The sequence below is a fragment of the Paenibacillus curdlanolyticus YK9 genome (assembly GCF_000179615.1).
GTDB classification, from domain to species: domain Bacteria; phylum Bacillota; class Bacilli; order Paenibacillales; family Paenibacillaceae; genus Paenibacillus_T; species Paenibacillus_T curdlanolyticus.
This window is the reverse complement of the sequence record NZ_AEDD01000004.1, coordinates 45,258-61,198: the sequence shown is the minus strand read 5'-3', so window position 1 is coordinate 61,198 and position 15,941 is coordinate 45,258. Positions and strand designations below refer to the sequence as shown.

General features: G+C 52.6%; 10 protein-coding genes. 5 read left to right on the top strand and 5 right to left on the bottom strand.

What is annotated here, in order from left to right; genetic code table 11:
• Positions 1 to 168: 168 nt before the first annotated feature.
• On the top strand, positions 169 to 5,223 hold the full coding sequence (locus tag PAECUDRAFT_RS24520; RefSeq protein WP_050794307.1) for an alpha-amylase family glycosyl hydrolase: 5,055 nt from the start codon (positions 169 to 171) through the stop codon (positions 5,221 to 5,223).
• Positions 5,224 to 5,647: 424 nt separating this feature from the next.
• Here PAECUDRAFT_RS24520 and PAECUDRAFT_RS08290 read toward each other — a convergent pair whose 3' ends face one another.
• From PAECUDRAFT_RS08290 to PAECUDRAFT_RS08275, 4 genes are all read right to left on the bottom strand, one after another.
• Positions 5,648 to 7,609 carry an FtsX-like permease family protein gene (locus PAECUDRAFT_RS08290; protein WP_233516742.1) on the bottom strand — a complete coding sequence of 654 codons (1,962 nt, stop codon included), beginning with the start codon at positions 7,607 to 7,609 and terminating at the stop codon, positions 5,648 to 5,650.
• The gene (locus tag PAECUDRAFT_RS08285; RefSeq protein ID WP_006037671.1) at positions 7,578 to 8,348 is read right to left on the bottom strand and encodes an ABC transporter ATP-binding protein; all 771 of its coding nucleotides are present in this window, start codon (positions 8,346 to 8,348) and stop codon (positions 7,578 to 7,580) included. Before PAECUDRAFT_RS08285 ends, PAECUDRAFT_RS08290 begins: the two co-directional genes overlap by 32 nt.
• Before the next feature lie 176 nt (positions 8,349 to 8,524).
• Complete coding sequence (locus PAECUDRAFT_RS08280) at positions 8,525 to 9,544, bottom strand: sensor histidine kinase (protein WP_006037670.1); 1,020 nt, start codon at positions 9,542 to 9,544, stop codon at positions 8,525 to 8,527.
• Positions 9,541 to 10,245, bottom strand: coding sequence for a response regulator transcription factor (locus PAECUDRAFT_RS08275; protein ID WP_006037669.1), 705 nt, complete (start codon positions 10,243 to 10,245; stop codon positions 9,541 to 9,543). Before PAECUDRAFT_RS08275 ends, PAECUDRAFT_RS08280 begins: the two co-directional genes overlap by 4 nt.
• Positions 10,246 to 10,393: 148 nt before the next feature.
• On the opposite strand from PAECUDRAFT_RS08275, the gene PAECUDRAFT_RS08270 reads away from it, so the two are divergent.
• Genes PAECUDRAFT_RS08270 through PAECUDRAFT_RS08255 form a run of 4 tightly spaced genes read left to right on the top strand, consistent with a single transcriptional unit; the run spans position 10,394 to position 14,394 of the window.
• Positions 10,394 to 10,618 carry a hypothetical protein gene (locus PAECUDRAFT_RS08270; protein WP_006037668.1) on the top strand — a complete coding sequence of 75 codons (225 nt, stop codon included), beginning with the start codon at positions 10,394 to 10,396 and terminating at the stop codon, positions 10,616 to 10,618.
• Entirely contained in the window at positions 10,608 to 11,723 is a 1,116-nt protein-coding gene (locus PAECUDRAFT_RS08265; RefSeq protein ID WP_006037667.1) for a GerAB/ArcD/ProY family transporter, read from the top strand. The genes PAECUDRAFT_RS08270 and PAECUDRAFT_RS08265 overlap by 11 nt, the downstream gene beginning before the upstream one ends.
• Positions 11,720 to 13,189 (top strand): spore germination protein, encoded by a 1,470-nt coding sequence (locus tag PAECUDRAFT_RS08260; protein WP_006037666.1) that lies wholly within the window; start codon positions 11,720 to 11,722, stop codon positions 13,187 to 13,189. Before PAECUDRAFT_RS08265 ends, PAECUDRAFT_RS08260 begins: the two co-directional genes overlap by 4 nt.
• The gene (locus tag PAECUDRAFT_RS08255; protein ID WP_006037665.1) at positions 13,186 to 14,394 is read left to right on the top strand and encodes a Ger(x)C family spore germination protein; all 1,209 of its coding nucleotides are present in this window, start codon (positions 13,186 to 13,188) and stop codon (positions 14,392 to 14,394) included. The genes PAECUDRAFT_RS08260 and PAECUDRAFT_RS08255 overlap by 4 nt, the downstream gene beginning before the upstream one ends.
• 51 nt (positions 14,395 to 14,445) lie before the next feature.
• Here PAECUDRAFT_RS08255 and pdxR read toward each other — a convergent pair whose 3' ends face one another.
• Positions 14,446 to 15,906, bottom strand: coding sequence for a MocR-like pyridoxine biosynthesis transcription factor PdxR (pdxR, locus tag PAECUDRAFT_RS08250; protein ID WP_006037664.1), 1,461 nt, complete (start codon positions 15,904 to 15,906; stop codon positions 14,446 to 14,448).
• Positions 15,907 to 15,941 lie beyond the last annotated feature (35 nt).

The window sequence follows — 15,941 nt, the reverse complement described above, 5'->3', positions numbered from 1 at the left end:
TGTTTTAAAAACAACCCCGTTTTTCCTTCAGAGGAGAAACGGGGTTGTTTTGTGTTCTGCCCGTTGGTGGCGGTTGGAGTTGGCGAGAGGCTACTTTGTCGTGGGTTTCTGTTTTGCAATTATGCAAACGTTTGCAAGTACCATTACATGTTGGAGAGAGGGATACGCTTGAGAAGAAAGAGTAGAGCATTCATCGCAGCAATCGTCGTACTGGTTATGACGATCGGGCAGTTGGTCGGGGGCGGTCTTGCCGTACAAGCGGCGTCAGGCGTTCAGAGCCTAGTCATTGGCGCGTCCAATGCGACGGGCACAGGCGCTAATGTCACGTTTAACTACCAAGGCGACGGCAACGAATCAACCGCTGAGGTTAAAGGGGAATTTTATAAAAACTGGGCAGAACTCATTCCGCTTACTTCCGGTGCGAACAACGTCTGGTCGGTAACCCGAGAGGTGCCTGCAGGATGGTACGGCTATGGATTCACGATCGACGGAGGTACTTGGAAGGGAGACGATTCCAACCAGGTTAGGAACGGCCCGAATGCGGGATTGTCGGTTCCCGGCGTGAGATTCAACACGCCAGACGAGTTTGCGCTCGGTACTGAAACCGCTATCACGGCGACTTATTTCACAGGCAATGCAGACGAGCAGTTCGCGCCGACTTTATCGGTAAGTGCGCCGGGCTTGAGCATCGCTAACGGCAAGTTGGTCGTTGCAGGCAACGCAGCCACAGGTCCAGCGGACATTACGGCAACGTATAACGGCTTTACCGCTACGAAGACGGTAAACATCGTTGGCCAAGTGCTGCAAAGCCCTGTTATCAACCCGGATGGAAGCGTTACCTTCAACAACAAGACGGAAACAGGCCCAACGCTAAATCTCGTTGGCGGTATGAACGGATGGGACAATCACGGCATACCGATGACCAAAGATGCCAACGGCGTATTTAGCGTTACGCAAAACCTTACGCCAGGCACGTATGAATATAAGTTCGTGCCTGTATCGGGCAGCTGGAACAATGCGTTCACAGACCCGCTGAACCAACTTAGCAGCAATGGCAACTCGGTGGTGCATGTACCTGGCATCCGAATCAATTCCGCTAACGACATCGAGAAGGGCGGATCGGTCGCGCTGAGCGCGCAGCTCGTTGATCCTTCGGGCAATGTAAGCGATATTACGCCAACATGGTCGCTGGAGCAAAACAAGCCGGGCGTCTCGATTACCGGCTCGACGTTAACGGTTGATCCTTCGTATGTGGTGCAAACGAATGATTCTGTAACGGTGGTCGCGGATGAAGGCGGCAAGCAAGCGAAGAAGCAAATTACGATTCAAGACAAGATGTATACGTTCAATCTTCATTACTATCGATATGATGGCAACATGACAAACTGGGACAACTGGATTTTCAATGGTTATATGGGCGGCACGGAATATGACTTTACGGGGACTGATGCAGATGGCTTCGTAACGGTGCAGATCAAGCTGCCGTTTGATTCGATTTCTGCGATTCAACGCCCAGGCGAATGGTCTTCGCAGGACTTGACGCATGTGATCACGGTGCCCGCTGGCGAGACTTCTGTAGATGCATGGATGCTTGAGAAGAAGCCTGATGTGTACTATGACCGGGCTTCCGCACTAGATGCTAAAGCTCATCCACCTGTTAAGCGTTATATTGAATTGACTTACGTACGAGCGGATCAGGACTATACGGACTGGAACTTGTGGGTGTGGGGAACAGGCGCAAAGAATGACCGCATCGATTTTGACAAAATCGAAAATGGTGTTGCGGTTGCCCGGATTGAAATTAGCGACACGACGTCCCGTATGGGCTTCAAGGTAAGGAAGGGCGATTGGGTAGAGACGGACATGAACACGGACCGTTATGTCGAAGCGCCATTGGATCAAATTATAACGAAAGCAACGGTAACAAGCGGCCAATTGGCAGTCAATGTTGTCCCTAACGTAACAGGTCCGCTGTTTAATGACGGGAAAGTGACGTTCTTCTATCGCGACGAGCAGCTGTACAACGACAATCAGATGGACACGATTACAGGCGTACAAGTGAAAGTGACGCACGGCAATCAAACGCAAACGTACGACATGACATATCGGGCGGACAAACAATATTTTGATTATACTTTGTCCGGCCTGCAAGATGGCTCTTATACGTATTCGTTCTTAGTTACGCGTAACGGCGCAACGACTGAAGTGAACGATCCGAAAAACACGACGAATGGCGTATCGACATTCGAATATTACAATCCGGCAGTTGCCGTTAGCGGAGCTGCATCGCCGCAAGCAATCTCATCCAATGAGAATGCAGTAGTGACGGTAAATCTGGCGTCCCAAGCGACGGTTTCGTATCGCGAAGTTTACTTGGATCTGACGTCGCTGGGCGGACCGGCGAAGTTCCAGATTGATCAGGAGCTGATGCAGGGGACGGTCGCAGTAGCGGACAGCATTCCGGCAGGCGACAAGATCGTACCGATCGTTGCGATCGATCAGTACGGCAACAAGCATGCGAGCACGATTACAGTGACCGTGAAAGCACGGCAATCCGTTGGCGCGCTTGACTTTGACTGGGATGAAGCACGAATCTATTTCTTGCTGACAGACCGATTCAATGATGGCGATGACACGAATAACTTCAATGTCGATAAGACAGCGCTTGAAGCTTATCACGGAGGCGACTTCAAAGGTCTTATCGAGAAGCTGGATTACTTGAAAGATCTGGGCATTAATACGGTTTGGATTTCGCCAATCGTAGACAACAACGACTTTAACCAAAGCACAACGATTAAGCAGTATGGGTACCACGGCTATTGGGCTAAAAACTTTGAGGCGCTCGACGAGCATCTGGGCGACTTGAATACGTTCAAACAATTAATCGATACGGCGCATGACAAAGGCATTAAAATTATGGTTGACGTTGTACTGAACCATACCGGCTACGGCTTAAAGCCAGGCGACACGAATCCGAACGTTTCGGCAGACGATAAAGCGCGTTTCGACGGTATGCTTCGTACGGATGGCAGCATGGACGAGGTGAAGGGAGAGCTTGCGGGCCTTCCAGACTTTAAGACTGAGGATCCGGCTGTGCGTGCTAAAATTATTGAATGGCAAACCTCATGGCTGGAGCGTGCGAAGACGGATCGCGGCGATACAATTGACTTCTTCCGTATAGACACATACAAGCATGTTGAGGATACGACGTGGAAGGCGTTCAAAAACGCACTGACGCAAATCAATCCGAAATTCAAGATGATTGCCGAAAACTACGGGGCGAGCATCGATAACCAAGGTGGAGCGCTTCGTTCCGGTTCGATGGATTCCCTGCTTGATTTCGACTTCAATAATCGTGCAGAGCAGTTCGTTAAGGGCGGCATTGAGGATGTAGAGAGCTACATGGAGCATCGTAACGAGCTGATGGATAACACGGCGACGATGGGCCAATTCCTGGGCAGCCATGATGAGGAAGGCTTCCTCAGCGAACACGTTGGCGGCGACAAAGGCATGCTCAAGGTAGCGGCAGCTCTGCAAATTACGGCTAAAGGCCAACCGGTAATCTACTACGGAGAAGAGCTGGGCCAATCGGGTAGAAAAGGCGACTTTGACAATGGCATTTACAACGAGAATCGTTATGACATGGCATGGGACAAATTAACGGACCCTGCGGCTGTAGAAGAACAAGCGCTGCACGCGCATTATCAGAAGCTGTTGCAGGTTCGGGCAGCTTATTCCAAAGTATTCGCAAAAGGAACGCGCACGAAAGTAGCCGGGGGAGATAGCGACGGTTACCTCGTATTCGACAGAGCGTACCAGGGCGATCATGTTCTTGTTGGTTTGAACACAACAACAACGGCTAAGAGCGTGACAATCGATGTACCGTTCGCAGCGGGCCAAAACGTTGTGGACCGTTACAGCGGCGTGGAGTACACGGTTTCCAGCAACAAACAAGTTACGTTAGCACTTCCTGGTCGCGATCAAGGCGGCACATTCGTGCTGACAGCTGGCAGCGGCGGCTCGACAGTCGTTGGCGGCGGTGGCGGCGTGCCGATCGTGGGATCCGACGATACGGCTACGGTAACGGTTGCTGAGCAGGAGCTGAAAGGGAAACCGGCAGACGGCAAGGTGTCGATCACCGTTCCAAGCCTCTCGGGTGACCAAGGCAGCACGACGAACGCAACGAATCTTCGTGTCGTTCTCCCAGCGAATGCGGCAACGCTGCTGGGCAGCGCGGCTCTGGAATTCACATCGGGACCTCTGAAAGTGACGCTTCCATCTTCGCTTCTGGCTGATCTTCAGGCGTTGGCGCCAAAAGGCAGTTCGACGACGAGCGGCCAAATCGTTCTTACAATTAAGCTGGTGCCTGCGAAGCAGGCGGATGAGCTTCTGAAGCAAGCGGCGAATTCGAGCGCAGCGAAAGTTGGCTTGTCCAGCTCGATGTATGAGCTTACGGTATCCTACGTAGGCGCAGATGGAAAAGCACAGGTGCTGACGCACTTTAAGGATCCTGTGGCGTTGACCTTCGCAGTGGATGCGAAGAAGAGCAGCGAGCTGCAAGGCGTTTACTTCATCGCAGACAACGGAGAAATTACGTTCCTGAGCGGCTCGCTGTCAGCGAATGTTTATCACTTCAGCAAGTATGCGGTTCTTACGTTCGACAAAACTTTCACGGATGTTAGCGCGAGCTTCTGGGCAGCGAACGACATTAAAGCAATGGCGGCAAAACATATCGTGAACGGCAACACAGCTACAACCTTTAACCCGAATGGCCAAGTTACGCGTGCGGAATTCGCAGCGCTGCTGGTGCGTGCGCTCGGCTTGGAGGCATCGGCTGGAGCGAAAGCGCCATTCAGCGACGTGCTTGCCGGAGCATGGTATGCACCGGAGGTTACAGCGGCATATGAAGCGGGATTGGTTAGCGGCGCAGATGCAACGCATTTCCGTCCGAACGCGCAAGTGACGCGTGAAGAGATGGCGGTTATGATCGCTCGCGCATTGGATAAACTGGGCAAACTGCCTGCTGCGCCAGCAGATGCAGCGATTCTAGCGCAGTATGGCGATAGCGCAAGCGTCAGCGCATGGGCGAAGGAAGGCATGCTGTACAGCCTTCAGGCGAAAATTTTGCGCGGCGATGCAGCTTCCAAGCTGCAGCCAAGCAGCTACACGACGCGTGCGGAAGCAGCGGTTGTATTGAGCCGTTTGCTGAGCTACACGCCATAAGCTGAGATAAAAATTGAACCCTCCGAACAGACAAGGCAAGTGCGGTCTGTTCGGAGGGTCTTTTTTTGGTTCACTGTGCTTATAGGTACATCTTCCTTTTTTAACGGACCACAGAAGCCGCTATTACGCTCCAAACGCGCCAGTTGCAAATGTAACGGACCCCACGGCCGTTAGTTCGCCATTTTGCTGCCCCGTGGGGAGAAATGGGCCAAATAGAGGCAGCTAGGTCCGTTAGCGCGCCATTATGCCCGATTTCGGTCAGATAAGGGCTCCTGAGTCCGTTAGCGCCGCGGAGCCCCGCTCAATGATGCTGGAATGCGCGCCCATTCTATCAATAATCGGAAGCGGTTGGGAGAGATACGCGGAGTCAAAATAATGAAGAGGGTGTCCCCAAGCTTACGCTATCGGGACACCCTCTTCATTGTTAAACCATCATGCGATTAATCGAGCGAATGTAGCGCGATCTCGCAATGATAAAGTAAATCGCCTGCATGACGAGGAAAGCGGCTGAAGCGATCAGGACAGGGGCGGTCACATGCGCGATTTGAACCATCGATAAAATCGGCTTCAGCACGACGAAGGTCTGAATGGTGGACACGACAATCGGAATGAAGAAGATGATCGCAATCTGAAGGGTTGCGGATCGGTTCATCTCACGATTGCTAAGGCCGATTTTGGACAAGGCGCGATACATCTTGCCGTCCGTTGCGAGCTCGCTGTACAGCTTGAAGTAGAGGAAGCTTGCTGACGAGAGGGAGAAGATAAGCGCCAGGAACAGGCCGATAAAGTCTAGCAGCATGAACGTCTGTTTCTGCATGTAGTAGAGGTCTGCGCGTGCTTGAATAAATCCTCTGTCTTCGCCCTGCTTGTTCATTGTTTCATTCTGTTCGACGATCTTGATCCCAGCTACCGTTTCGGGATCATGGCGATCAGGAATCCCGGCAGCGTTCGTCAATTGATACAAATGGGAGGTTCTGACCCCACGCCGTTGTTGATCCGCATTCGACTTGGCCAGCTGCGAGAAGGTTTCGTCATTAACAACGAGCAGCTTATTGCTGCCGTTGACTGCAGCGAGCGGTTCCGTGCGCAGCTCATAGGTCAATGATAGATTGGCAGCATGGTCCCCTTTGCTTGCAGCTTCGATATCGATTGTTTTCCAGTTGGCGCTTCCTTTATTAAAGTCAGGGCTGACAACGAGCAAGGCTTCCTGAGCCTTTAACGAAGGCGCCGGCTTCGCATGCATGTCGGCTGCGAACTTGTTGTATTGCTGCTCGGACATTACGAGACTGCCCCATGGACCATTCGCGATGGATACGCTAAGCGTTTGGACGGTAATTGTTCGATACGACAGATTTACCGCCTGCAGCTCGTGGTCGATTTCGTTTAAAACCGTTTGAACCGTCTTGTCATCCGTTTTCTCGTATGGCGTATAGGACAGAGCGAACGGGTTGCTCTCGAAAGTCGTACGGATGGTTTGCTGCGTCGCGATGACGAAGCCAACGCTCATGCACGCGAGCGACGTCACGACCGTCACGAGGAAGAGCATCCGGGCGTTATCCTTGAGCTTGTAGCTCATCTCCGAAACCCACAGCAGATTCGTTCCTTTCCACGTAAACCTGCGTCGCTTCTGCACGAGGCGGACGAACCATACGGATAGCTGGGAGTAGAAAAAGTACGTGCCTGCGATCCCGGTCGAGGCTGCGATCGGAATGAATAGGGAGCCGACGAACTTCAAATGCAGCGCTGCGTATCCCGTCGCCAGCAAAGCGATGCCGAGCAGTGCGAAGAAGAGGTTGACGCGCGGCGCTTTCTTAGGCTTGCTGCCGCCAGTTAATAGCTCCATTGCTTGGCTGCTTCTGATGAAGAACAGCGTGAACACAGAGATGACCAGAAATAGCAGGATAAAAGCGCCAGCGGTTATCGCTATCGCTTTCACCGGCCAATAGAAGGGGAGCTCCTCCATATCCATTAATCGCGTGCTGACGAGCAGGAACAGCTTGGAGAGCAGCAGGCCGCTGGCGATGCCGCTCGCGATGGAAATGAGGCCGATCAGCATATTTTCCAGCAAAATAAGCAGATTGATCTGTCTGGACTGCGCTCCGAGTATCATCAGTATGCCGAATTCGCGGTTGCGCGATTTGAGAAAGACGCTGATTGAATACAGCACGAAGAAGAAGGCAAATACATAGACGATGGTCGATGCGACAGTCATCCCCATTCGCGTCGTTTGGCCCATGGCCGTGCGGTCGATGCCCGGGTGGAACATGAAGACGGCATAAGTGAAAAAGATCATGACCATAAATGCGCTGCTCAGCATAAAGGAACTGTAAGCCCGCGCGTTGCGTCGAACATTGTTAAACGCGAATCGAGGAAAGTTCACTTGCATTACCTCCCCAGAAGGATAACGTATCGATAATCTTCTGGAAGAACGACTGCCTGCTCTCTCCGCGATGAATTTCTGCTGCAAGCTTGCCATCCTTAATGAAGACGATGCGATTGCAGTAGCTTGCGGCCAGCGGATCATGGGTGACGAGCATAATCGTCGTGCCGTCCTTCTCGTTGATTTGGGTCAGCGATTCCATCACGACGCGGGAGGAATGGGAGTCGAGCGCCCCCGTCGGCTCATCCGCCAGCAGCAGGACGGGGGACGTAATCGTAGCTCTGGCAATAGCCGTCCGCTGGCGCTGTCCGCCGGAAATTTCATACGTTCGCTTGTTTAATATTTCGGTAATGCCCAGCCGTTCGGCAGCTTGGAACAGCAGCGAATCCATTTCTTTGACCGGACGCCGGTCCAACGTAAGCGGCAGCACGATGTTTTCAGCTACTGTAAGCGTATCGAGCAGATTAAAATCCTGGAACACGAAGCCGAGCTGCCTGCGCCGGAATAGCGCCAGCTCACTTTTTTTCATCCGATGGGGGTTGGAACCGCCGATCAGCACTTCCCCTGTGCTCGGGCGATCGATGGTAGATACCATATTCAGCAAGGTCGTCTTGCCGCTGCCGGAAGGCCCCATAATACCGACGAATTCGCCCTTCTGGATCGTGAGGTGGATATCGGTGAGGGCGTGCGTCGCGACTCTGCCCGTATACACTTTATTCATGCCTTTGACTTCTAAAATGTTCATGCTTCGTTCATTCTCCTTTCGCTCCTGCGCGTTCAATTGATGTTCTCACTGTACCAATCTTAAGCAGGTTGTTGCTATCGAATTAGATGAAGCTTTGCTTACGCGGATGAAAGGTTATGTTCGGTCTTTGTTCGCATTGCAAGGTCGTCTCATCGTATCGAATAAAAGACACACCTCTAAGAAGGTGTGCCTGCAGGTTCAGCTTTGCGAAGCGTCAGCGTTACGGTTGTTCCTTGCCCAGGCGCGGATTGCAGCGCTACGCTATGGCCGAGCTTGTGGGCGATTTCGCGCACGAGATACAGCCCCATGCCAGTCGATTCGGCATACTGCCGTCCTCGTTCGCCTGTAAAGTAAGGGTTGAAAACCCGCCCGATATCTTCGGGCTCGATGCCGATTCCTTCGTCACGAATGTGGAGCACCACATTCTCGCCTGTCTCTTCAGCTGTCAGGTAGACGCGCTTGCCCATACCGCCCGAATAGTTGACGGCATTCGTGACGATCTGGTCGAGCATGAATCGGAACCACTTGCTATCGGAATAAGCCGTTAGCTTGCTGTCGATCTGAAATTCAGGCGTTACGCCTTTGCGAATAAAGAGCTTCCGCCGCTCGACGATTACTTTGTTCACTTCATCGCGCAGGCTGAGCGCCTCGACGGCAAAATCCTGCTCAAATCGCTCTAGCCGTGCCGTATACAGCACCATTTCGAGCCCTTTGCGAAGCCGATCCAGCTCATCGCGGATATGGTCGGCAGGCGCATCCTCCAGCTCCGGAAGCGTGAGCTGAATGACGGATAGCGGCGTTTTCATCTGGTGGACCCACCGATTAATGAAGGTGATATGCTGCTCCATGGCATTTTGCTGCCGCTGCAGCTGATCGCTGTATTGAAATTCATAATAAGTCATCCGTTCATGAATCGCCTCGGGGAGCGGAGAGGTGCCAAGGGGAGGGATCATAAGGGACTCAGTCGGGTTGTCCGCCGAATCCGTCGATCGCGACAGCTCCGTGTACATGTCCCGATTCATCACATAGTGGTAGACGAGATAGACGAGCAGCACGAAAGCGCTGATGAGCATGCCATACAGCATGACGGAGACGGCGCGTCCTTCGCCAGTTACCGCATAGAGCAGCGGAACGAGGACGAGCTGAATCATAAACATCAGCATGAGCGGCAGCTGCGCGCGCCAGAACAGCCTCATGGCAGCTCCTCAAGCTCAGGAATCAGGCGATAGCCTGCACCCCTGACGGTTTCAATCCGATCGCCAATGCCGATATCCTTTAGCTTCCTGCGAACGCGGGTTATGTATACGTTAAGCGTATTGTCATCGATAAAATGCTGGTCCTCCCACATCAGGTCCAGCAGCCGCTCGCGGCTGACGACGCGCCCTTCCTTGAGCATGAGCACCTCCAGCAGCGCCGCTTCCTTCTGCGTAAGCTCGATCGAATTCCCTTGGCAGGATACGACGAAGCGCTCCGGGTATAAAACGATGCCTGCGCTCGTCACCGTTCGCTCCTGCTCTTGGCCAGCGGCGTAAGCGCCGTACGCCCGGCGGAGCTGGCTGCGGATTTTGGCAATGACAATCTCGATATCGAAGGGCTTCGTAATATAATCATCCGCACCGTTCTCTAGGGCCATAACTTGATCCATTTGGCTGTCGCGCGCCGAGATGAAGATGATGGGGCAAGTCGATTGGGCACGGATTTGTCTGCACCAATAGAAGCCGTCGAACTTGGGCAGGTTGACGTCCAGCAGCACCAGATCTGGCTTAACCGCTAGAAAACACTCCAGCACGAGCCTAAAGTCCTCGACCACCTGCACCGCAAAATCATATTTGGCAATCGCAGCGCTTAGCATATCCGCGATTTTCTCGTCGTCCTCAATGACCAAAATGTTGTACATAGCATTCCACTTCCTTCCGGTTGCTGCGTTTCGTTATCGATCTATTCTAATCGCCAGCAGCGGCGCGCTCAATACATAAATTTGGATTATTTATGGAACAGTAAACCATAAGTGAAAAAACGAATAGGAAAAAGGTTGGGCTATTGCGATGGTAACGGCTGTGTTTCTAGGCGTAGGCTGCGCTGCGTTCGCTTGTATTTATATCATTGATGCTTTGAGCTTTGGCGTAAAAGGGCTGGGCGGAGTAGTAGTCACCGGATACCCTCTTCAGCTGGGCATCGCTGCATGCGGCTTCATCTATAGCTTGATTGCCGACAGGCAGATGCGAAAGAAACAAAAACGGTCGACAGGCGGAGGCGAAGATGAACGATAATAAGCTTGCCATTTCGAATTGGCAGTTATTCTCCCTGATCGTCCTATTCGAGCTGGGAAGCGCGATCGTCATGAATATTGGACAAGAGGCTAAGCGCGACTCGTGGATTGCGATTTTGGCGGCAACGGTCATAGGCATCGGGATCTTTACGTTTTATCGATATCTGCAGTCGCGACGGCCTGGCTTTGACCTGTTTGAGATTGCTCGTTATGCATTCGGGCCGATTGCAGGCAGCGGTGTCATCTTTTTATATATTCTTTATTTTTTGTACCTCGGCGCGCGAGTGCTTCGGGACTTTATTGAAATCATTTCGACTGCCGTGCTTGCGACTACGCCAATCGAGGTCATTGTGTTTACGTTTACCACAGTTATCGCCTATATGCTCTGGCATGGAGCTGGCGCGTTTATTCGAACGGCTGAGCTGTTTTTTTTAATGATTCTCATCGTGTTTCTCTTGCTGATCGTGCTTATGATTTGGGATCATGAGTATCATTTCGCTTATTTGCAGCCTGTGCTAGGAGATGGCGTGAAGCCAGTCCTGTCCGCCGTGTTTCCTGCGCTTATCACGTTTCCCTTCGGAGAATTAATCGTGTTGGTTATGTTCCTGAAGTTTACGTCAGCAGGCGGTAAAGTTGGGACCGTATCAAGCTGGGCGATCGGCACAGCGGGCTTGATCCTCACTTGTACAACGATTCTGGAAACGGTAACGCTTGATGTGAAGCCTAAACTAAGATCGTTATTTCCTTTCCTGGTTACCGTTCGAGATATTTCTTTTGCTTATTTGTTTGAACGGCTGGAGATGCTGGTCATTTTTATGATGTTTGTGACGATCCTCATTAAGGTGTCCGCTTATTTGTTCGGCGCGTTAAAAGGGATCGAGCATCTATTTCGGATTCCGTACCGTACAGGAGCGTTTCCGATCTCTTGTATCATCGCGCTGCTTTCCATCTATGTCGCGGATTCCTTCGCCGAACATGCGGCGGAGGGTTTGAAGATCGTGCCGCTCTATATTCACATCCCTATGCAATTTGTCATTCCATTCCTCATGCTGCTGGCTGTAATGGTCAAAGCCGCCAAGGAGGGCAAGGAAGGAGAAGCGAAATGAATGTGAGTTGGAAAGTCAAAAAACAGGAGAGCAGCATGACCATGCCTCTGCAAAAGGATGCGAGCCATACGCTGCAGCAGCTGTGCGAGCTTTTTGGAAATAGCTCCGATTTTCATTCATCGCCGATTCAAATTGGCGTTTCGCATGGGTTTCTATGCGCATTAACGACGATGGCCGAAGCCCAAACGTTAGTGGAGAAATTGCTTGAGCCGCTTACGGCGGGCAGCGCCGCATCCGCTTTGTCCGTCGGCACCTTGCAGCAGCTTGAGCAGTTTCGTCAGGAAAAGCTTGGCCTGCTTATCTTTGCCTATGCGAAGAATGTCCAGGAGGCGACGGATCAGCTTCTTAACGGAGACGCGCTTCTTATCATGGACGGCGTGGAGCAGGTGCTGTGCGTGAGGATCGGAGGCATACCAAGCCGATCGATTGAAGCGCCCAAAAACCAAAAGGTCATTCGAGGAACGCAGGAATCGTTCACGGAGTCGTTGGATACGAATATTTCGTTAATCCGGCGGCGAATCCGTAATCCGCTGCTTCGATTTGAATCCTTTACGGCAGGGGAAGAGACGAAGACGTGCATCTCCCTGGCTTATTTGGCTAACGCTGCGGACGAGTCGATAGTGAACGAATTTCGTTCGCGACTAACGAAAATGCGAGTGAAGGCCATCTATGATTCGGCTAATGTGGAGGAGATCATCAGCCAAAACCGTTCCTGGTTTTTTCCTACGTTGCTTAGTTCAGAACGGCCGGATACTGCAGCCTCCGAGCTCGTTGAGGGAAAATGCGCGGTCATTGTCGATGGCAGCCCGTTCGTGCTCATCGGTCCTGCCGTGTACGGCAATTTCTTTCAATCGGCGGGCGATTATTACGTCATGCCTGTCCTCGCCGTATTTATGCGGCTATTGCGGCATGCGAGTCTCATCCTGTCCTTGTTTTTGCCGGCGCTCTATATATCGGTTATTTATTACCATTCAGAAATGGTGCCAACGCTGCTTCTTTATTCCATCAGCGGGCAGGAGCAAGGCTCGCCGTTTACGACCGGCGTTGCGCTGCTGGTGATGACGCTTTTATTCGAGCTGCTGCGCGAAGCGGGCACTCGCGTCCCTAGCGTGCTTGGACAAGCCGTTCCGATCGCAGGCGCAATCGTGCTCGGACAGGCAGCCGTCGAAGCCGGCATTGTATCGAGTATTTTATTGATCGTCGTGGCGGCTACCGAGCTCTGCGGGCTAGTCGTTCCCCACTATGATTTTAGCAGTACCGTTCGCTTAATCCGTTTTGGGCTGCTTTTTCTCGGCGCGGTACTAGGCGTCTACGGCATTTTCATTGGCATTGCCCTGTTGGTTATTCATCTGGTCAGCTTACAGTCATTTGGCGTGCCCTACCTTACGCCTGTTGCGCCAATGCGGCCAAGGGCACATCAAGATATGGTCTTTCGTGCGCCGCTTAAAAACGAGGATGCTCCATGATCAGCCGATTGATGCGCGTCGCTATATTGGGCTGTATGATAAGTGTCGCTCTAACTGGCTGCTGGGATATACGGACGGCCAACCAATACGTCATCGTTAGCAGCGCAGCCGTTATGAATGGCGAGAAATCAAACTATCATGTCTACTTGCAGATCATAAACACGATGGAGTTCGTTGCCGGCAAGAGGAGGGGGGACGCGACGACGTACGTGTTGGACGGCGAAGGGAATACGATGAATGAGGCTTTTTTTCAAATTGAGCAGAAAGCGGGCCGCAAGCTGGAATTAAGCCATACGATGCTGCTCATGCTGGATGAAAAGCTGCTCTCGGATGAAAAAGGGCTGCTGTTCTTTGACTTTCTCGAAAGCATGGCGGATATTCGCAATGATATCCAAATGGTTGTGGCACATCGAATCCCTGCATCTGATCTGAACAAAATTGTATCTCCGTCCGTGACGGTTTCCGCTGGAAAAATTAGATATGAGCTCGATTCCGTTCAAAAAAACTGGGGTGGAACGCCGAACGTGCATTTGAGAGAATTTATTCGCGATATTACGAGTGAAGGCAAACAGCCAATGCTTTCTTCGGTGACGATTGAGCATCCCTCGCCGAAAGCGTACAATACCGATGTACTTAAAAGTACCGTACAGCCGACGCAGATTTTAGTGGATGGCACGGCGGTCATGAAACGGGCAAAGCTGCTCGGGTTTCTGTCGGTGGAGGAGACGCGCGATTTATTATGGGCGCAAAATAAGCTGAAGCTAACTTCGTTGACCGTTCCGTGTGAATCGGATCAATATATGCAGGTTCAAATTAAACATTCGACTAGCGATGTGAACGTGAATTATGCGAATCATCGCCCGATCGTTCGTATCCGGATATTCGTAGAAGGAGATGTCACCGAAAATCAATGCCAGTCGATTCGGCTGGATAAGATGAACGGGTTTAATAAAGCCGATGCCATCGCGGAACGGATGATTAAGCAGAGCGTGGAAGGCACAATCCAGAAAGTGCAGAAAGAGTACGGAGTCGATATTTTCGGGTTTGGCGAGCGGTTGATGAGAACCCATTATCGGATGTTCAATAAAGTCAAGAACGATTGGGATCAGCAGTTTGCCCAAGCGGAAGTGAAGGTCGCGGTGAAAGCAAAGATTCAAAGCAACGGGATTATTTCGAAAAGCTTCCTGAATGATATTCCGGAATGAGTAGGAGGGAGAGCGCCAACACGCACGTGAACGACGCAGCTCCCTGATTCTTCAGTTAAACCACGCGGCTGCAAGCCGGCGAATGCCTTCTTCGATCGCTTCCTCGGGAACGCCGCCGAAGCCGAGCATGATGAGCGACGGCGGGCATTGCGCGGGGGCGCTCCATTGCGGGGCTGGCGAGTAGACGCGCACGCCGGCAGCCTCGGCAAGCGCAATCAGCTCATCGCGCTGTCTGCCATGGACGTCTATTAGCAGGTGCAGGCCTGCTTTTTGCCCGATGATCGAGATCCGATCCTGCATATGCGCCTGCAGCGCATGGATGAGACGGCGATGCTTCGCTTGGTACAGCCTTCGCATGCGGCGAACATGCCGCTCCATATGGCCTTCGCGCATAAACAGCATAACTGCGCGCTGCAGGAGCGGCGATACCGCCGTGTTATACGAGGCGAGACGAGCTTGCGAGGCAGCGGCAACCGGCGGCGGCAGCACCAGATAGCTCATGCGGATCGATGGGAGGAACGACTTGGACATCGTACCGAGATAGATGACGCGCCCGTCTTGATCAAGCGCTTGCAGCGCATGAATGGGCTGGCCCTGATAGCGGAATTCGCTATCGTAATCATCCTCAAGGATGAATGCGCCGCGCTCGCTTGCCCAGTGGATGAGCTGATGCCGCTTCTGGGCGGACAGCACGCTGCCAATCGGAAACTGATGCGAAGGGGTCACATAGACCGCTGCCGCATGGCTTGCCTTAAGTGCGGTAATCGAAAGGCCGTCATGCTCGATCGGAATCGGAAGCAGCGCGCAGTCATGGTCGGCGAGAACGCTTCGTACGCCATGATACCCCGGCTCTTCTATCGCGACGGCTTGTCCGGCAAGCGGAAGGAGCCTGCACAGCAGAGCCATCGACTGCTGCGTGCCTGCTGATAGCACAATCTGTTCCGCCGTGCAATGGACGCCCCGCGACTCTCCCAAATAACGGGCAAGCGCTGCGCGAAGCTCAGCATCGCCTTGCGGATGACCGTAATTGAGCACCCCGCGCAGGTCATAATCGAGCGCTTGATGCAGGCAAGCGCGCCAAGCTTTCATAGGGAACCGTTCCACGTCAATATCGCCATATTGAAAATCATACAGAGCCAGATCACCGCGACCCTCGCGGCGGTCTGGCTTGCTGTGATTCGCGTGAAGCGATGTGCTTTCGGCGGCGGCATCGCCGCTGCTGCTGTTCCTGCTGACGCTCTCGTGGCGTATCGCGGCAGGCGCCTTCTCTACAGGGAGCGCCCGCAGGCCGCTTCGCTCTCGGCTCTCGATATAGCCTTCGGCGATAAGCTGCTGATAGGCGGTCTCGATCGTTACTTTGCTCACCTGCAAATGGGCGCTCAGCTGCCGAATAGACGGCAGGCGTGAGCCGGCATCGATGCGTCCCTCCTCCATTTGCGTTCGGATATAACGATACAGCTGTAAGTATAGCGGCTGCTCGCTGTTTCGATCCAATATGGGCGTGAATTCCATTTGATTGCCCAACTCCATTCCGTTCTTGTCTGACC